The organism is Gluconobacter sp. (assembly GCF_047722525.1).
GTDB lineage: Bacteria > Pseudomonadota > Alphaproteobacteria > Acetobacterales > Acetobacteraceae > Gluconobacter.
The window spans coordinates 29,921-45,705 of record NZ_JBDNYY010000003.1; the positions used below are offsets into that span (position 1 = coordinate 29,921).

Annotated in this window: 13 protein-coding genes; 4 read left to right on the top strand and 9 right to left on the bottom strand. The window is 65.8% G+C overall.

Annotated features, from left to right (window positions below; genetic code table 11):
* Positions 1-20 precede the first annotated feature (20 nt).
* The 3 genes from thrC to ABF859_RS03675 all read right to left on the bottom strand — a co-directional run bounded on the left by thrC (position 21) and on the right by ABF859_RS03675 (position 2,752).
* The gene (gene thrC / locus ABF859_RS03665) at positions 21-1,421 is read right to left on the bottom strand and encodes a threonine synthase (RefSeq protein ID WP_415526242.1); all 1,401 of its coding nucleotides are present in this window, start codon (positions 1,419-1,421) and stop codon (positions 21-23) included.
* Between the two features lie 22 nt (positions 1,422-1,443).
* The gene (locus tag ABF859_RS03670; RefSeq protein ID WP_415526244.1) at positions 1,444-2,427 is read right to left on the bottom strand and encodes a hypothetical protein; all 984 of its coding nucleotides are present in this window, start codon (positions 2,425-2,427) and stop codon (positions 1,444-1,446) included.
* Positions 2,428-2,491: 64 nt separating this feature from the next.
* Positions 2,492-2,752 (bottom strand): hypothetical protein, encoded by a 261-nt coding sequence (locus ABF859_RS03675; RefSeq protein ID WP_415526246.1) that lies wholly within the window; start codon positions 2,750-2,752, stop codon positions 2,492-2,494.
* Between the two features lie 179 nt (positions 2,753-2,931).
* Between ABF859_RS03675 and ABF859_RS03680 the strand changes: the two genes are divergently transcribed.
* Complete coding sequence (locus ABF859_RS03680; protein WP_415526248.1) at positions 2,932-4,635, top strand: tetratricopeptide repeat protein; 1,704 nt, start codon at positions 2,932-2,934, stop codon at positions 4,633-4,635.
* Here ABF859_RS03680 and ABF859_RS03685 read toward each other — a convergent pair.
* The 4 genes from ABF859_RS03685 to ABF859_RS03700 form a co-directional block, all read right to left on the bottom strand.
* On the bottom strand, positions 4,595-7,462 hold the full coding sequence (locus tag ABF859_RS03685) for a [protein-PII] uridylyltransferase (protein WP_415526250.1): 2,868 nt from the start codon (positions 7,460-7,462) through the stop codon (positions 4,595-4,597). The genes ABF859_RS03680 and ABF859_RS03685 overlap by 41 nt on opposite strands.
* The gene (gene mutS / locus ABF859_RS03690) at positions 7,459-10,110 is read right to left on the bottom strand and encodes a DNA mismatch repair protein MutS (RefSeq protein ID WP_415526252.1); all 2,652 of its coding nucleotides are present in this window, start codon (positions 10,108-10,110) and stop codon (positions 7,459-7,461) included. Before mutS ends, ABF859_RS03685 begins: the two co-directional genes overlap by 4 nt.
* Positions 10,111-10,204: 94 nt before the next feature.
* A complete protein-coding gene (gene murJ, locus ABF859_RS03695; RefSeq protein WP_415526254.1) occupies positions 10,205-11,761 on the bottom strand; it encodes a murein biosynthesis integral membrane protein MurJ in 1,557 nt (518 codons plus the stop codon).
* A gap of 76 nt (positions 11,762-11,837) precedes the next feature.
* The gene (locus ABF859_RS03700) at positions 11,838-12,083 is read right to left on the bottom strand and encodes a hypothetical protein (RefSeq protein WP_415526256.1); all 246 of its coding nucleotides are present in this window, start codon (positions 12,081-12,083) and stop codon (positions 11,838-11,840) included.
* Between the two features lie 108 nt (positions 12,084-12,191).
* On the opposite strand from ABF859_RS03700, the gene ABF859_RS03705 reads away from it, so the two are divergent.
* Entirely contained in the window at positions 12,192-12,581 is a 390-nt protein-coding gene (locus ABF859_RS03705) for a DUF4112 domain-containing protein (protein ID WP_415526258.1), read from the top strand.
* Here the strand turns inward: ABF859_RS03705 and ABF859_RS03710 are convergent.
* Positions 12,575-13,069 (bottom strand): glutathione peroxidase, encoded by a 495-nt coding sequence (locus ABF859_RS03710; protein WP_415526260.1) that lies wholly within the window; start codon positions 13,067-13,069, stop codon positions 12,575-12,577. The genes ABF859_RS03705 and ABF859_RS03710 overlap by 7 nt on opposite strands.
* Before the next feature lie 164 nt (positions 13,070-13,233).
* Between ABF859_RS03710 and ABF859_RS03715 the strand changes: the two genes are divergently transcribed.
* Positions 13,234-14,439: a NupC/NupG family nucleoside CNT transporter gene (locus tag ABF859_RS03715; RefSeq protein WP_415526262.1), complete on the top strand. Its 1,206-nt coding sequence runs from the start codon at positions 13,234-13,236 to the stop codon at positions 14,437-14,439.
* 100 nt (positions 14,440-14,539) lie between these two features.
* Complete coding sequence (gene sodC / locus ABF859_RS03720; RefSeq protein ID WP_415526264.1) at positions 14,540-15,064, top strand: superoxide dismutase[Cu-Zn]; 525 nt, start codon at positions 14,540-14,542, stop codon at positions 15,062-15,064.
* A 15-nt stretch (positions 15,065-15,079) separates the two neighbouring features.
* Here the strand turns inward: sodC and ABF859_RS03725 are convergent, their stop codons facing one another.
* Positions 15,080-15,781, bottom strand: coding sequence for a TylF/MycF/NovP-related O-methyltransferase (locus ABF859_RS03725; protein WP_415526266.1), 702 nt, complete (start codon positions 15,779-15,781; stop codon positions 15,080-15,082).
* Positions 15,782-15,785: the final 4 nt, after the last annotated feature.

Here is a 15,785-nt window from a genome sequence, read left to right on the forward strand (position 1 = left end):
GGAGCCTGTGTTGCGGACGATCAGCCGCGCTTGATATGGGCGCGGACGGCGTCCTGAAGGCCGGCAATCTGGCTGTCCATGCACTCGTAGCGCTCGGTGCGCTCGAACAGGTCGGACAGGTGCGGCGGGAGTTTGGGGTGGATGCCGGTGGCGGCGATGACGGCGTCCGGGAACTTGGCCGGGTGGGCTGTGGCGGCCGCGACCATGGGGATGCCGGGTTCCTGGAAACGCTTGCCGACGGCGAGGCCGATCGCGGTGTGCGGGTCTGCGAGATAGAGGCTCTCGTTATAGAACAGGCGCATGGCTTCGCTGGTCTGTTCGTCGGTGAGGGTCATGCCCTCGAACACCTCTTTCATGCGGGTCCAGGCGTCGTGCGGGACGGCCATGCGGCCGGTCTCGCGGAACTCGCGCATGATGGCGGCGCAGCGGGTGGAATTGCGGTCCAGCAGTTCGAACAGGAGACGCTCGAAGTTGGACGAGACCTGAATGTCCATCGACGGTGACAGGCTGGGCTCGACCGTGCGCACGCTCATGTCGTTGTCGATGACGAAGCGTGTGAGGATGTCGTTGCGGTTGGAGCCGATGCAGAGCTTTTTGATGGGCAGGCCCATCTGCTTTGCGGCCCAGGCGGCGAGGACGTTGCCGAAATTGCCGGTCGGAACCGAGAAGGAGACTTCGCGGTCCGGTGCGCCGAGGGCGAGGGCGGCACGGACGTAATACGGGATCTGGGCGGCGATGCGCGCCCAGTTGATCGAATTGACGGCCGAGAGCGAGACTTCGTCACGGAAGGTGTGGTCGGCGAACATTGCCTTGACCAGATCCTGACAGGTGTCGAAATCGCCTTCGACGGCGATGTTGAGGATGTTGTCGTCCTGGACGGTCGTCATCTGGCGGCGCTGGACGTCCGAGGTGCGGCCCTTGGGGTGCAGGATGACGACGGAGAGGCGTTCGCGGCCGCGGCAGGCCTCGATGGCGGCCGAGCCGGTGTCGCCGGAGGTCGCACCGACGATCGTGACGTGGCGGTTACGCTGGGTCAGGACGTGATCGAACAGGCGGCCGAGCATCTGCATCGCCATGTCCTTGAAGGCGAGCGTCGGGCCGTGAAACAGTTCGAGGGAGTAGAGATCCTGCTCGACCTCGACCAGCGGAACGACGGCGGCGTGATCGAAATCCGCATAGGCGTCACGGGTCATGTCACGCAGGGTGTCGACGTCGATCGCGCCTTCGGTGAAGAGGGCGATGACTTCGGCGGCGAGGTCCGGATAGGAGAGCGTGCGCCACTCGCGCAGGGTCTGCGGGCTGATCTTCGGCCAGCTCTCCGGCATGTAGAGACCGCCATCTCCCGCAAGTCCGGCGAGGAGGATGTCAGAGAAGTTCGGGGCGTCGGCGGTCAGCTCGCCGCGGGTAGATCGGTAGCGCATGGGAAAATTATATCACGACCTGTCAGGGCAAGGCGATGCGAAGAATGTGCGTTGCGTTATCTTCCGTGACCAGAACGGCCATCTGGTGACTGTCGGAGACGGCGGGAGCACCGGCATCGAAGAGGCGCGTGTCCTTGAGGATACGCAGGGGGATACGGTCACTGCCGAATTTCAGGATGCTGCCGACGGTGATGTCGGACAGGTAGAAGGTGTCATCCGGGGTCAGGGTGACGCCGCCTACGCTGGGAGTCGTGCGCCATTCGGTGATGCCGTCGAGCTGTTCGACCGGGGTGAAGTCCGTATCGGTCAGCAGCGCCGTGTCGATGCGGGACATGGGGCCGCAGGCGGGCTGGTAGAAGAGCCACTGGCCTTTTGCATCAAGGAGCAGAAAGCGCACGTTTCCGCCGGCCATCGGGTGCCCGTCGGGGCCCATATGGGGCTGGCCGGCGCGCAGGAGCGGGTGGCGGCCGGTCAGCGACGGATCGTAGGGCAGGAAGCGGGTGGCTTTACCGGTCTGGAGATTTGCCACGATCAGCGCCGGTTTTCCCTCATCCGCCAGATAGGCGTGCGTATCGTGGATCTGAAGGGCGGTCAGGTTGCTGCCCGCGACAGTGGCGCCGCTCAGGGGGGTACGGGACTGGACCGATCCGTCCCGGGACATGCGGATGAGAGTAGGCTGGTCTCCCGCAGTCAGCCCCCAGAGGTCGGGACCGGATGTGGTCAGGGCGACCAGACGTTCGGTGGGAAGGTTGGGGCCGGGCAGGGAAGATGCCGTGTTGGCGGCGCTGATCCGGACGGGGTGACCGTCGGTATCGAGGGCCAGATAGGTTCCGTTATCACCTGCGAGCAGCGTTGTGGGCTGGAGGATGGGGAGGGCGGCATCGGCGGTGATGGAGGCCGGAACTGGAGCATCCTGCCAGGGGTGATCCGCTCTGGCGGGGGTGGCCGTAAAGGCCAGTGCCGCCAGACCTGTAACGGCGGTGACATGCAGAAGACGGGTTTTCATGTTCCAGACATTGCCCTGCCAGCCGTGTTTGGCAAGTCAGAAGTGGACCGGCGGCGCCAGTCTTTCAGGTCTGGGATTCGGTTTTTGGCTCGCTGATGACGGTCTCGGACCCGGCAGCCAGACGTTCGACGAGGGGCGGTGTGGGCTTGGGATTTGAGAGCCAGGGTGAGAGTTCGTGTTCAACCGGAAAATGGACGGCAGCGTGCATGAGCAGCGCGGCTGCGATGGTCAGGCACTCGATTGACCAGCGGTTGTCGGGCATGCGGGAGATATAATGACCCGAGGCGGTCCGGCGGACTTCGATGGGGAAGGTGCGGGTGGTCATTCCCTGTCGGACCGTCGCGTACACCAGGCCCGGGACCGGGCCGGTTCTCTGTTCAAGATGCATCGTCTGAAAAACCTCTGACACCGTACTGGGATTTACGTTTTGACCAAAGAATTGTGAAAACTTCGTTAACGTCTGTCTATCTGGATTTTCTGCAACTTTCGGAGCACGAAGAGTTGATGATGCCCCTGTTTTCCCCTGATCCGACCGACGCTGCCTTTGCCCGTTTCAGTGCGGGTGACCTTGCCGGAGCGGAGGCGGGGTTTCGCACCATCCTGACTGCGGAGCCGGGGCAGCCGGATGCCCTGCATGGGATGGCCTGTCTGGCGCGGGCCCGTGGACAGAACGCGACGGCCATCGCGCTGGTGGGACGGGCTCTGCAGAAAAACGGTATTTCTCCGGATCGGAAGGCCCGGATGCACATCACGCTGGGGCTTGCGCTGGTGGCCCAGGGACATGCTGAGGCGGGGCGCGCGGCGCTGACTGTGGCCGTGATTCTTCAGCCTTCCGATCCTCGGGCACATGCTGCTCTGGGAGAGGCTTTTGTCGGGTTGGGGCGCCGGGAGGATGCCTGTCAGGCTCTGGAAAAGGCGGCTGCTCTTTCGGCGGATGACAGTTTCGTGAGGACGCGGCTCGGGACGCTTTTTCTCGATGAGGGGTTGTCTGAGCAGGCGGTCGGACAGTTCCGGCAGGTCGTGAGTCGCAGGCCGCGGGACGGGGCCGCGCTGGCCAATCTGGGAGCTGCGCTTTTTGCGTGCAATGCGTTCGGGGAAGCGCGGGGGATTCTGCTGCGGGCCTGTGAGCTTGGGGCGCGGACGGCGGAGACTCTCAACAGTCTGGGGCTGGTGGAGATGGCGCTGGGTGATCTTCGGGCGGCATGTGAGACGTTGCGGCAGGCTCTGGAACTTCGGCCTTCGGACGGGCGGATTGCCAACAGTCTGGGGACGATCCTGATGGAAGGCGGGCGGCTGGAGGAGGCTGAGGCGCTTTTTCAGGCGATCATGGCGCGTGAGGGTGGCGAAGAGGCGGCGCGGGCGCGGTTCAACCGGGCGACCATTCTGCTGGGGCAGGGGCGGTTTGCGGAAGGCTGGCGGGATTTCGAGAGCCGTCGCGTGCTGTTGGGAATCGGTTCGGAGGTTCCGCAATGGGACGGGTCGGCTGGATCGGGGCCGGTGGCGGTCGTCGGGGAGCAGGGGCTGGGGGATGAGGTCCAGTTCCTGCGGTTTCTGACGGAGGCGGCAAAACGGCGGCCTCTGCGGCTGCGCTTGAGGACGGCGGCTCTGGCGGGGGTGATGCCGGAGCTGGATCAGGGGCGGATCCTGCCAGCGGAAGGGCCCGTGGAGGCGGAGGTCGGTCTGTTGAGTCTGCCTGCGGTTCTGGGGCTGGAGGATAAGCCGTCACGTCGGCCTTATCTGGCTGTTGCGGAAAAGCCTGAGGCGGGGCGAATCGGGGTCTGCTGGTCGGGGAATCCGTCCTATCGGTTTGATCGCAGGCGGTCGGTTCCGGTGGCGTGTCTGGAGGTGTTGCGGTCGGTGGCGGGGGTGCGGTTCGTGGCGCTTCAGCCGGGGGACGTGCCGGACTGGATGGAGCGGGTGCTGCTTGAGACGCCTGAGGATCTGGCGCGGGAAGTGGGGCGGTGCGCGCTTGTGATCAGCGTGGATACGCTGGTGGCGCATATGGCGGGTGCGCTGGGGCGGCCGTTATGGCTGCTCAACCGCGAGGGCGGCGACTGGCGGTGGAAGGATGTGGAGTGGTACGGGGATGTGCGGCAGTTCCGGCCACCCTCCGGTACGGCGGTTGCCGGAGGGTGGGAGGCCGTGTTGCGGGAAGTGGGAGCTGCGCTCAGCTCATGGGAGCGGGAGCAGCGACCGGCCGGCTCGTAAGAGAGGCGAGCAGGGTTTCGCGCAGGCGGCTCAGGCGCACCGGATCGGTGATCTTCAGGCCCAGCAGATCCCGCACATAGAACACGTCCACGGCGCGCATGCCGTAGGTGGTGATGTGGGCCGAGGAGATCTGGAGGGACTCGTTGCTGAGGGCGGAGGTGACGTCGTGCAGCAGGCCGGGGCGGTCGCGGCCGTTGACTTCGATGACGGTGTGACGGTCCGAGGCCGTGTTGTCGATGACGACGCGGGGGGGGACGTGGATCGCGCGCATCCGGCGTGAGGTGCTGTGATGGCTGGCGTCCTCGATGCCCTTGCGGATGTCGAGACGGCCCGAAAGCGCCTGTTCCACGAGATGGTTGAGGCGGCCGAGCTGGTGCGGTTCCTCGAAAGAGCAGCCTTCGCCGTCCTGCACCCAGAACGTGTCGAGCGCCATGCCGTCACTGAGTGTGTGGATGCGGGCGTCCACGATGGAGGCGCCTGCGACGGCGAGGGCGCCGGCGATCTGGGAGAACAGGCCCGGATGGTCGGCGCACAGGACGGTGAGTTCGGTAACGCCGCGATCGGGGATGGGGAAGGCTTCGACCGTGACGGGGGAGCGGTAGCGGTCCGAGTCGTGGACCATGCGGGCGTGACGCATGTGGGTGTCGGTGTCGAAGCCGAGCCAGTAGCTGGGATAGCCGAGGTCCAGGAAGCGGTCGATGCTGCTGTCGGGCAGGGCGCCGGTGAGGCCGTCCCGGGTGAGTTCGCGCGCGTGGTTGACGCGGCCGTCGCGTTCGGTGGCGGCCAGCCCGCCTTCCAGAACCTCGGCGACACGGGAGAAGAGTTCGCGCAGGAGCGTGGCTTTCCACGCGTTCCAGACCTTCGGACTGACGGCGCGCATGTCGGCGATGGTCAGGAGCAGGAGGAGGCGCAGGCGTTCGGGGGACTGGATGGTGTCGGCGAGGTCGAGGATCGTGCGGGGGTCGTCGATGTCGCGGGTGAAAGCGGTCTGGGACAGCAGGAGATGGTGCAGGACCAGCCAGGAGACGGTGTCGGTTTCCTCGGGGTCGAGGCCGAGCTGCGGGCAGATCGTCAGCGCGAGATCGGCGCCGATTTCGGAATGGTCGCCGCCGCGTCCCTTGCCGATGTCGTGTAGCAGCACGGCCACGTAGAGCGCGCGGCGGGAGCGGAGGTCGCTGGCCAGCGCGTAGGCCAGGGGGATCTCGTCCGCCATGCGTCCGGCTTCGATCTGGCCCATCATGCGGACGGCTTCGATGATGTGTTCGTCGACCGTATAGATATGATAGCTGTCGAACTGCATCTGTCCGACGACGCGGGACCAGTCCGGCAGGAGGCGGCCGAGGAGGCCGGTCTCGTTGAGGATCGGGAGCCAGAACGGGACGGCTTTGGTTTCGTCCGCGCTGGGCTCGCAGAGCAGGTCGAGGAAGATTTTCGCGGTTTCGGGATCGTCACGCAGGGAGACGGCGTGGCGCTCGTTGCGGATGATCTGCTGCATCGCGATGGGGTGCAGGGGCAGGTCGTGGCGGCGTCCGCAGTCGAGCAGGCGGAACATCTCGCGGGGCTGGGCCGCGAAGGTGACGGGCTCGATGGGGCAGATGCGGCCCGCGATGGTCTGGAACTCTTCGGGGCCGGGAACGACCTTGGGCGGTTCGCCGGTGGTCTGGTCCTGAAGGTGCATCAGGACGACGGGTTGCAGCACGCTGGTCAGGCGCATGACGTCGCGGGCGGTCAGGAAATAATGCCGCATGAAGCGTTCGACGCCGCGCTGGCGGCCGTGGGTTGCGTAGCCCATGCGGCCGCCGATGACGGGCTGGACGTCGAAGGTCAGGCGTTCCTCGGCGCGTCCGGTGATGTAATGCAGGTGCAGGCGGACGGTCCAAAGGAAGTCCCACGAGCGGCGGGCGCGGTGGGCTTCGCGGTCTGTCAGCAGGCCGAAGGAGGCGAAGGACGGGGTCAGGGGGGCTTCGGCGGGTCTGCCGTTGCGCTCGGGCGTGGAGACGGCGCAGCCCAGGGCGGCACGGCCCATCCAGTTCAGGGTTTGCAGGTCTCGCAGGCCACCGCGGCCTTCCTTGATGTTGGGTTCGACCATGTAGGGGTTGTCGCCGAAGCGGCGATGGCGCTGCTCGCGCTCGCCGATCTTGCCCATGACGAACTCGCACAGCCGGTCGTTCTGAAGGTCGGCCCCCAGGGCACAGCGCAGGTCGCGGGCCAGGGTGCGGTTGCCGTGCAGGTAACGCAGGTCCAGCAGGGCGGTGCGAATGGTGAGGTCGGTGTCGGCGTCGCGGATGCAGTCGGCGATGGAGCGTGTGGCATGGCCGACGCGCAGCCCGAGATCCCACAGGGCGTAGAGGATGAACTCGATCCGGGCGGTCAGGGCCGGGGTCGGGTCGCCGGAGATCAGGAAGAGGATGTCGATGTCGCTGAAAGGGGCGAGCAGGCCCGCGCCGTAGCCGCCGGTGGCGCAGAGGCAGAGCGTCCCGGCGGAAGCGGGGTCGGGGGTTTCCTGACTGCTGGCGGCGAGGTCAGCGAGGGCGCAGACCATTTCGTCGGCCTGATGCGCCAGGGCGCTGGCGGCGTCGATCCCGGAGATCCTGCGCTTTTCGAACTCTTCGCGGACGGTGGCGTGGCTGCCGCCCAGATGCCGTCGCAGGATGGAGAGGACATCGTCGCGGTCTGTCAGCCCCTGTGCCGCGGCTGTCTGCAGGGCAGCCTTCAGGGAGGAGGCCGGGTCGCGCGGGGGGGAGGCGGTTCGGTCAGACAGGGGCTTATCCGTATCGTCAGCGAAGGAAAGGGCATGATCTTCGCCCCAGAAAGAGATTTCTTTCAAGTGCCGTTTCCAGTGGCAAGGCGTTTCAGATCGTATAGCGCAGTCAGGGCATCGCGGGGAGAGAGATCATCGGGGTTCAGAGCCCTGATCGCGTCCTCCAGAGCCGAAGCCACGGGATCGGGTGCGGGTTCGGGAGAGGAGGGCGACTCCGGCTCCGCAACGGCTTCGAACAGGGGCAGGGAGGAGCGGGAGTCGGCCTGTTCGCGCTCGAACTGGGACAGGAGACGGCTGGCGCGATTGACGACGGATTGGGGGATTCCCGCCAGTTTTGCGACATGCAGGCCCCAGCTCTTGCGGGCGGCACCGGGGCGGACCTCGTGCTGGAAGATCACCTCGCCGCGCCATTCCTTCACGGCCATCGTGTAGGGGGCGAGGCGGGGGAGAAATTCGGTCAGGGCGCCGAGTTCATGGAAATGTGTTGCAAAGATTGTCCGCGAGCCGAGTTGGGTGTGCAGGGCCTCGAGCGTGGCCCAGGCAATGGATAGTCCGTCGAGGGTTGCGGTGCCGCGGCCGATCTCGTCCACGACGACGAGGGACTTGGGGCCGGCCTGATTGAGAATCGCCGCGGTCTCGGTCATCTCGACCATGAAGGTGGAGCGGCCCCGGGCGAGGTCGTCCGCGCCGCCGACGCGGGAGAACAGCCGGTCTACCACGCCGATATGCGCTTCTTTCGCCGGAACGGGGAGGCCCGCCTGGGCGAGGATCACGGCAAGCGCGGTCTGTCGCAGGAAGGTGGATTTGCCCGCCATGTTCGGACCCGTGAGCAGCATGGCGCGGTGTTCGGGCGGCAGGGCACAGTCATTGGGGATGAAACGGGCATCCGCGCTTCCCGACTCGGCCAGTGCGGCTTCGACGACCGGGTGACGGCAGGCGACGAGACTGAACTCGGTGCCGTCCGTGACGGTGGGGCGGCACCATGAGCCGCCTTCCGCGAGCAGGCCGCAGGAGCGCAGGACGTCTGCGAGGGCCAGGAACTCCGCGACTTCATCGAGGGCCGGGGTTTGCAGGATGCGGGCGCAGAGTTCGGCGAAGATGCGGCGTTCCAGCGCTGACGCCTTGTCTGCGGCTTCGAGAATGGCGCGGTCCAGACCGGCGAGGTCTTCCGTGGAGAAGCGGGCGAGGCTGGCCGTGCCCTGACGGAAGGACAGTTCCGGGTTGTCGCGCAGTTTCGTGCCGGCGGCGGACGGGACTTCGATGACGTAGCCGAGCTGCGCGTGGTGTTTGATCTTCAGGTTCGAGACGCCGAATTTTTCGGACAGGTCGCCCTGCATGGCGGCGATGATGCGGCGGCTTTCGTCGCGCAGGCCGCGATAGCGGTCCAGTTCCGTGTTGTAGCCGGGAGCGATGAAGCCACCGTCCTCGATCCGGGCGGGAAGGGTTTCGGCGACGGCGGCCTGAAGCTGCTCCAGCAGGGTGTCGGCGCGGCCGTACAGGCCTGCGGTGAGGGTGCGGATCAGGGTGGGGGTGTTCTGGTCGCAGGCGGGCTGGAACAGGGCGGTGATGTCGTTGGCGGCGATCAGCGTGTCGCGGATGGCGGCGAGATCGCGGGGCTGGCCTCGTCCCGCCGAGATACGGCCCAAGGCGCGGGCGGGGTCTGGCGTGCGGCGCAGGATGTCGCCGAGTGCGCCGGACAGGCCGGGGACGGATTGCAGCCAGAGCCAGCCGTTCTGGCGATCCGTGATCGCGGTGGCGTCGGTCAGCGGAGAGGCCAGCCACTGGGCGAGAAGGCGGGAGCCTGCCGCCGTGGCTGTGCGGGTGACGGCGCCGAGGAGGCTGTGTTTCGTCTCGCCGTCGCGGGTGCGGAGGATGTCCAGGCTGGCGCGGGTGGCGGGGTCAATGCCGAGGACGCCGTCCGTGCCCTGCGGGATGGGGCGGGAGAGACGTGGCAGCGCTCCGGCCTGACTGCGCTGGACGTAGTTCAGGGCCATGGCGCAGGCGATGGCCTGTTCGGGTGGGAAGTCCCCGAGCGCGTCGATCTGGGCGACGCCATAGGCGCGGGCGACGAGGGTTCGGGCGCTGTCGAGCGTGGGCGGGACGGCGACGGGGGCCAGTCGGGACGCGTAATCGGGGGGGATGAGGTCGGGTTCGGAGAGGATCTCGGCGGCGTCGAGCCGGGCCATCAGTTCAGGTAGGGCAGATTCGGGGACCGAGGCGGTTTCGAAGGCGCCGGTAGAGATGTCGATCCACGCCGCACCGATCATTTTCGTGCGCTTTTCGGGGCTGCGGGCGATGGCGAGGAGCAGGTTGGCGCGTCCGGCTTCGAGCAGTTCGTCTTCGGTCAGGGTGCCGGGGGTAACGACACGGACGATGGCGCGGGACAGCGGGCCTTTCTGGGGCTTTTCGCCTTTTTTCGGAGGCGTCTGCGTCTGTTCGGCGACGGCGACGCGGAAGCCTCGGCGGATCAGGCGGGAGAGGTAGGCCGGGGCGGCCGCGACGGGGACGCCGCACATGGGGATCGGCTCGCCCTGATGGGTGCCGCGGGCCGTGAGTGCGATGTCGAGCGCCATGGCGGCGGCCTGCGCGTCGGAGAAAAACAGCTCGTAGAAATCGCCCATGCGGAAGAACAGGAGGGCGTCGGGTTCCTGGTGTTTGAGGTCGAACCACTGGGCCATCGCGGGGCTGGCGTTTTCGGCGGTAGGCAGGGGCATGAAGGTGCCGATGGGTCCGGTCTCCGGGCTGTCTCGTCGGGAAAGTGTGGCAAAATAACGTCTCTGTGCCGGTGTGTGAACCGGCGCGGAGGGGTCAGCGGGCGCGTCGGCGGTTCAGGCGTGTCCGCAAAGCCACGGTGGCGTCCCGCAGGCGCACGACCCTGAGGGCGTCAAGCGTGACGCCGTAGGCGAGGATGCCGAAGACGATCAGGGCCGTCAGCATGCCGAGGCGCCACACGCCGTGCCAGTAGGGCAGGCCGGGGGCGGCGAGCTTTTCGCCCGCCGCCACCCACAGGGCCATCAGGGCTGCGGCGCCTGCGATGCGCAGGGCGCGTCCTTTCAGCAGCGGGTCCGCGATAAAGAGGCCGCGGCGGTGCAGGATGACGGCGAGCAGGGTGCAGTTGACGAAGGCGGCGATCGTGCTGGCCAGCGGCGGCCCGATATGGCCGAGCGGGCGGTAGAGCAGAAGGTTGAGGACGAGGTTCAGCGCCAGTGTGAAGAAGCCGATGCGGACGGGGGTGACGGTGTCGCCTTCCGCGAAAAAGGCCGGGGAGAGGACCTTGATGAGGACGAAGGCGGGCAGGCCGAGCGCGTATGCCTGAAGACACTGTCCCGAGAGGATGGCATCTGCGACCGTGAAATGGCCGTAGCTGAAGAGGGCGGCCATGATGGGGGAGGCCAGGACGATCATGCCGATCATGGCGGGGAGCGTCAGGAGAAGCGTGTAATCAATGGCCCGGTTGACGCTGGAATGGACGGCAGCGCGGTCATTATTGGCGATGTGGCGTGTCAGGAGCGGCAGGAGGGCCGTGCCGGCCGCCGAGCCCAGCACGCCGAGGGGAAGCTGGTTGATGCGGTCGGCGAAATACAGGATCGAAGGCGTGCCGACAGGGAGGTGTGTGGCGATGATGGTGTCTACGGTCAGGTTGATCTGGGTGACGCCGGAGCCGACGAGGCCGGGGCCCATGCGGCGCAGGAGGGCGCGCATGTCGGGTGATAGGCTCGGCCATGTCAGGTGTGGGGCCATGCCGGCGCGGTGTGCGGCCCAGTACAGGGCGCCGAGCTGGACGACGCCGGAGAGCGTCACACCCCAGGCGCTGACAACGGCGGTGTTGTGCCAGACCAGTGCGCCGAGAAGGATGGCGGCGATGCCGATGATGTTGAAGGTGACATAGGCGGCGGCCGCTGCGGTGAACTTGCCGAGGCCGTTCAGCACGCCGGAGACGAGCGCCGCGCCGCAGATCAGCAGCATGTAGGGGAAGGTGATTCGCGACAGGTGCACCGCGGTTTCGAAGCGGGTGCCGGTGAGGCCCGAGCCGATAAAGCTGACGACCAGCGGCATGAAAATTTCGGCGAGGACGGTCAGCAGGGCGAGCCAGAGCATCAGTCCGGACAGGGCCTGACCTGCGAAACGCAGGGCGGACTGATGGCCCTTTGTCTCATAACGCTCGGTGAACATCGGGACGAAGGCGGCGTTGAACGCACCTTCGCCGAAGAGGCGCCGGAACATGTTGGGCAGGCGAAGCGCGATCAGGTAGGCGTCCTGAACGGGGCCGGCACCAAGGAACGCGGCGAGAAGCTGGTCACGAACGAGGCCGAGGACACGCGAAAGCATGGTCCAGCTGCCGACTGTCAGGAAATTGCGAAGCATTTCCTGATCCTAGCGTATCATTCAGTGCCGCAACATATGCTCCGGGACAGGAAAAACACGGTGTTGCGGATGGGCTTCAGCGCAGGACCGTTTCGCGACTGTGCAGGGGTGTTTCGGCTCGGGCGGGCTGGCGGATCGCGGGGCGGACGGCGGCCAGGCCGATGCAGAGCAATGTGACTTCCAGCATCAGCATGGCGCTGGCCCAGAAAATGCCGGACAGGCCAAGGAATGTCGTGACGTGATGGGCCACGGCCGGGGTCAGCGCGCCGAGGGCGGCGACCGCCAGAAGGGGCAGGAGCGGACGGAGCGGTGAGTCCTTCATGATATCTCTTCCTGTCACATTTCTGACCTGAACTGTGGCGGGTTTCGATACGGATGTTCAAGGAAAAAAGACGAACTTCCACGTCCCTGTTGCGTGATAGCGGGTGCCATGACTGATTTTTCAATGATTTCCCCGCCCATGAGTGTTGCTGAACTCCGCAGGAGGCTGGAGCGGATCCGCCGTCTGGCCTGGCTCCTGAACTCGGCTGCGCGGATTCCCGGACTGCGGCTGCGGGCGGGGCTGGATACGCTGCTCGGGCTTCTGCCGGGAGGCGGGGCGCTGATCGGGACGGCGCTGTCGCTTTATATCGTCTGGGAAGGGCGCCGGATGGGCGTTGATCGCCAGACCGTGCAGCGGATGCTCGGCAATGTAGCGATCGAGGCCGTGGTGGGCCTCGTACCGCTTGCGGGCGATCTGTTCGATACGGTGTTCAAGGCTGATCTGCGGAACATTGCGCTGATCGAAGCGGCGCTGGCCGGGCGGCTTGGAGTTCAGTGACCGAGCAGGGCCTTGCGGACCGCTTCCTCGACCCGGTTTGAGGCGGGTTTGACGAGGGGGGTGAACCAGTTGGCGAGATTGCCCTCCCGGTCGATCAGGTATTTGTAGAAATTCCAGCGCGGGCGGGCGAGGAAGCCGCCCTGTCTGTCCAGCCAGCGGAACAGCGGGGTGGTTTCGGGGCCGCGGACGTGCTGGCGCGCGGTCATGGGGAAGCTCACGCCGTAATTGCGGTGGCAGAACGCCTTGATGTCTTCCGAGGAGCCGGGTTCCTGCTGGCCGAAATCGTTTGACGGCACGCCGATGACCATCAGGCCGTCCGGATAGTCGCGGCCGTAGCGCGACCAGACGTGCTGGAGGTCTTCGTATTGTGGGGTGAAGCCGCATTTCGATGCGGTGTTGACGATCAGCAGCGGCCGGCCGCGCCAGGCCGAGAGGTCGATCGTCTCGCCCGACAGGCCAGGCAGACTGAAATCATAGGCGCAGGTCATGGGGGTTCTCCCTGTCAATCTGCTGCATCCTAGCGGTTTGAGGGCGTTCAGGCGAGAGAGGAGGGCTGGACAGGACGTGACAGGCCAGACAGTTTCATATCGTTTCGGGTCCAGTGCCGATTTTTTCGTCTGGTCGTTCTGTTCGGGGTGAGGAGTCTGCCTGCGTGATCCTGCGAGTCCTTGTCGGCATCGCCGGCCTTCTGATTCTGGGTGCGCTCCTGTCCACCAACCGGCGGGCCATTGACTGGGCTTTGGTGGGGCGGGCGCTGCTGTTGCAGGTGCTGATTGCGGTGGGCGTGCTGTGGGTGCCGGCGGGCGCGCACGGGCTGCATCTGGTGTCGGATGCGGTGACGAAAGTCCTGTCTTACGGCGATGTGGGAAGTGCGTTCCTGTTCGGCGGCCTTGTGGGGCCGAAGATGGACGGGCTGTTCGGCAATGACAGTTTCGTCTTTGCGCTGAAGGTGCTGCCGGAAATCGTTTATGTCGCGGCCCTGCTGGGGCTGTTGCAGCACTGGGGCGTGTTGCAGTTTCTCTCGAAGCTGATTGGCGGGGCGCTGTCACGGGTGCTGGGGACGACGGCGCTGGAATCGTTTGCCGCGGTGCTGACGATTTTTCTGGGGCAGAGCGAGATGCCCATCGCGCTTCAGTCCTGTCTGGCGGAGATGTCCGAAGGGGAGCTGGCGACGGTGCTGTGCAGCGGGACGTCGTCCATCGCGGGCTCCGTGCTGGCGGGATATGCGTCGCTCGGCGTGCCGATGGAGAACCTGCTGGCGGCGTCGTTCATGGCCATACCGGGGGGGCTTCTGTTCTCGCGCATCCTGTTTCCGGGGCCACGGCGGTCCAATGCGGAAATCGCGGGGGCGGATCATGGGCATCACAGCATGTTCGAGGCCATCGCGGACGGGGCGATGAACGGGGCGAAGATCGCAGTGGCGGTGGGATCGGTCCTGATTGCGTTTGTGGGGCTGATTGCGCTGGCGAACGGGTTGCTCGGGATGGCCGGGCTGTCTCTGGCGCGGATTCTGGGGGCAGTGTTTGCGCCGTTCGCCTGGCTGCTGGGGGTACCCTGGAGCGAGTGTACGATCGCCGGGGGGCTGCTGGGACAGAAGATCGCGTTCAACGAGTTCGTGGCCTATGTGAACCTGGCGCCGATGATCCATGACCATGCGCTGTCTCCGCGGACGATTACGATCCTGTCCTTTGCACTGTGCGGATTTGCCAATATCTCCACGATCGGGCTTCTGATCGGGGCGTTTGGCAGTGCGGAACCGCGACGGCGGACGGATGTGGCGTCGTTTGCCGTGCGGGCGGTGGTGGCGGGGACGCTGTCCAATGCGATGAGTGCGGTGATTGCGGGGCTGTTCGTCTGATTTCGGGGCCGCTCACGAATCTCTGATCCCTGCCATGTCGGGATCGGATTAGGATGAGAACAGCTATCATCTTTTCTGATTCAGACTGTGAGTTTCCCCCATGCGCCGTTCCGGATTGCTAACCCTTCTTCTGGCCTCTGTGATGGCCGTTCCTTCCCTGGCCTGTGCTGCGGATCATGTGACGGGGGAACTGAAGGGGACGGATGGTGCCTCCCACGGGATTGTGGACGTGACGGGAGCGCCGAAAGGGGTTCTGCTCCGGTTGCAGGTGCAGGGGCTGACGCCCGGATGGCATGGAATTCATTTCCATGAAAAGGGGAGCTGTGCGGCTCCGAAATTCACCAGTGCGGGCGCGCATGTCCATGCGGCGACGCCGGTTGTGCACGGGTTGCTGAACGTGGATGCGAATGACGCGGGGGATCTGCCCAATCTGTATGTCGGGGCTGACGGGACGGCGACGGTGGAGCTTTATTCCACGCTGGTTTCGCTGAAGGGCTCGGGCGGCCTGCCGGCGCTGATGGATGGGGACGGGGCGTCTGTGGTTATTCATGCCAAGCCTGATGACTACCAGACGCAGCCGATCGGTGGCTCGGGGGACCGGGTGGCCTGCGCGGTTCTGCACTGAGGCAGGGCCTGCCGTTCAGGCCGGGTGACGGATGATCATGGCCTGTGTGGTCGGGAACTCGATGATGCGTTCGGGGCGGTCTGCGAAGAAGGTGCGGAATGCCTGGGCGACGCCGGGGATGATTGAGAAGTCGTGGGTGAGGATGATGCCGCCGGGGACCAGACGGGGATAGAAATATTCCAGTCCGGCCAGGGTGGCGTCATGCAGGTCCACGTCCAGATGGACGAATGAGAAGCGCAGGTCTTCGAGGCCGGTGGTGCTGTCGGGGAACAGGCCGGGGTGGAAGTGGACGTTCCGGCAGCCGACCAGTTTGCGCTGGACGTGGGGCAGGGTCCCGATGAACTGGCCTTTGTGGAAGACGCCGCTTTCTCCGCTGCGGGCGCTTTCGGGGAGGCCCTCGAACGTATCGAACAGGTGCAGGGCGTGGTCGTTTTTCACGGCACAGAGCAGGGCAGCCGAAGCGCCTTCATAGACGCCGAACTCCGCGAAATCGCCGGGCAGGGTTGTCTGGGCGGCGGCGATTTCATGCAGGATGAAGGCTTCATCCGCGCTGAGAAGCGATCTTGTGCCGTGGATGGCGTATCGGAGGCTGGAGAGGGTCTGCGGGTTCTTGTGGCCGGAGAGCAGGCGCATCTGAAGAGCGTTCTGGAGTCCGAAGGTCAGCGTCCGGGCGATACGGCTGCGTCCGATGATGCGGCGTAACTTTTCGTTTCTCATCCAC

What these genes read in the sequence shown, in the direction of transcription:
- thrC (WP_415526242.1), bottom strand. Translation starts at nt 1,421, where the DNA reads ATGCGCTACCGATCTACCCGCGGCGAGCTGACCGCCGACGCCCCGAAC.
- ABF859_RS03670 (WP_415526244.1), bottom strand. Translation starts at nt 2,427, where the DNA reads ATGAAAACCCGTCTTCTGCATGTCACCGCCGTTACAGGTCTGGCGGCA.
- ABF859_RS03675 (WP_415526246.1), bottom strand. Translation starts at nt 2,752, where the DNA reads ATGACCACCCGCACCTTCCCCATCGAAGTCCGCCGGACCGCCTCGGGT.
- ABF859_RS03680 (WP_415526248.1), top strand. Translation starts at nt 2,932, where the DNA reads ATGATGCCCCTGTTTTCCCCTGATCCGACCGACGCTGCCTTTGCCCGT.
- mutS (WP_415526252.1), bottom strand. Translation starts at nt 10,110, where the DNA reads ATGCCCCTGCCTACCGCCGAAAACGCCAGCCCCGCGATGGCCCAGTGG.
- murJ (WP_415526254.1), bottom strand. Translation starts at nt 11,761, where the DNA reads ATGCTTCGCAATTTCCTGACAGTCGGCAGCTGGACCATGCTTTCGCGT.
- ABF859_RS03700 (WP_415526256.1), bottom strand. Translation starts at nt 12,083, where the DNA reads ATGAAGGACTCACCGCTCCGTCCGCTCCTGCCCCTTCTGGCGGTCGCC.
- ABF859_RS03705 (WP_415526258.1), top strand. Translation starts at nt 12,192, where the DNA reads ATGACTGATTTTTCAATGATTTCCCCGCCCATGAGTGTTGCTGAACTC.
- ABF859_RS03710 (WP_415526260.1), bottom strand. Translation starts at nt 13,069, where the DNA reads ATGACCTGCGCCTATGATTTCAGTCTGCCTGGCCTGTCGGGCGAGACG.
- sodC (WP_415526264.1), top strand. Translation starts at nt 14,540, where the DNA reads ATGCGCCGTTCCGGATTGCTAACCCTTCTTCTGGCCTCTGTGATGGCC.
- ABF859_RS03725 (WP_415526266.1), bottom strand. Translation starts at nt 15,781, where the DNA reads ATGAGAAACGAAAAGTTACGCCGCATCATCGGACGCAGCCGTATCGCC.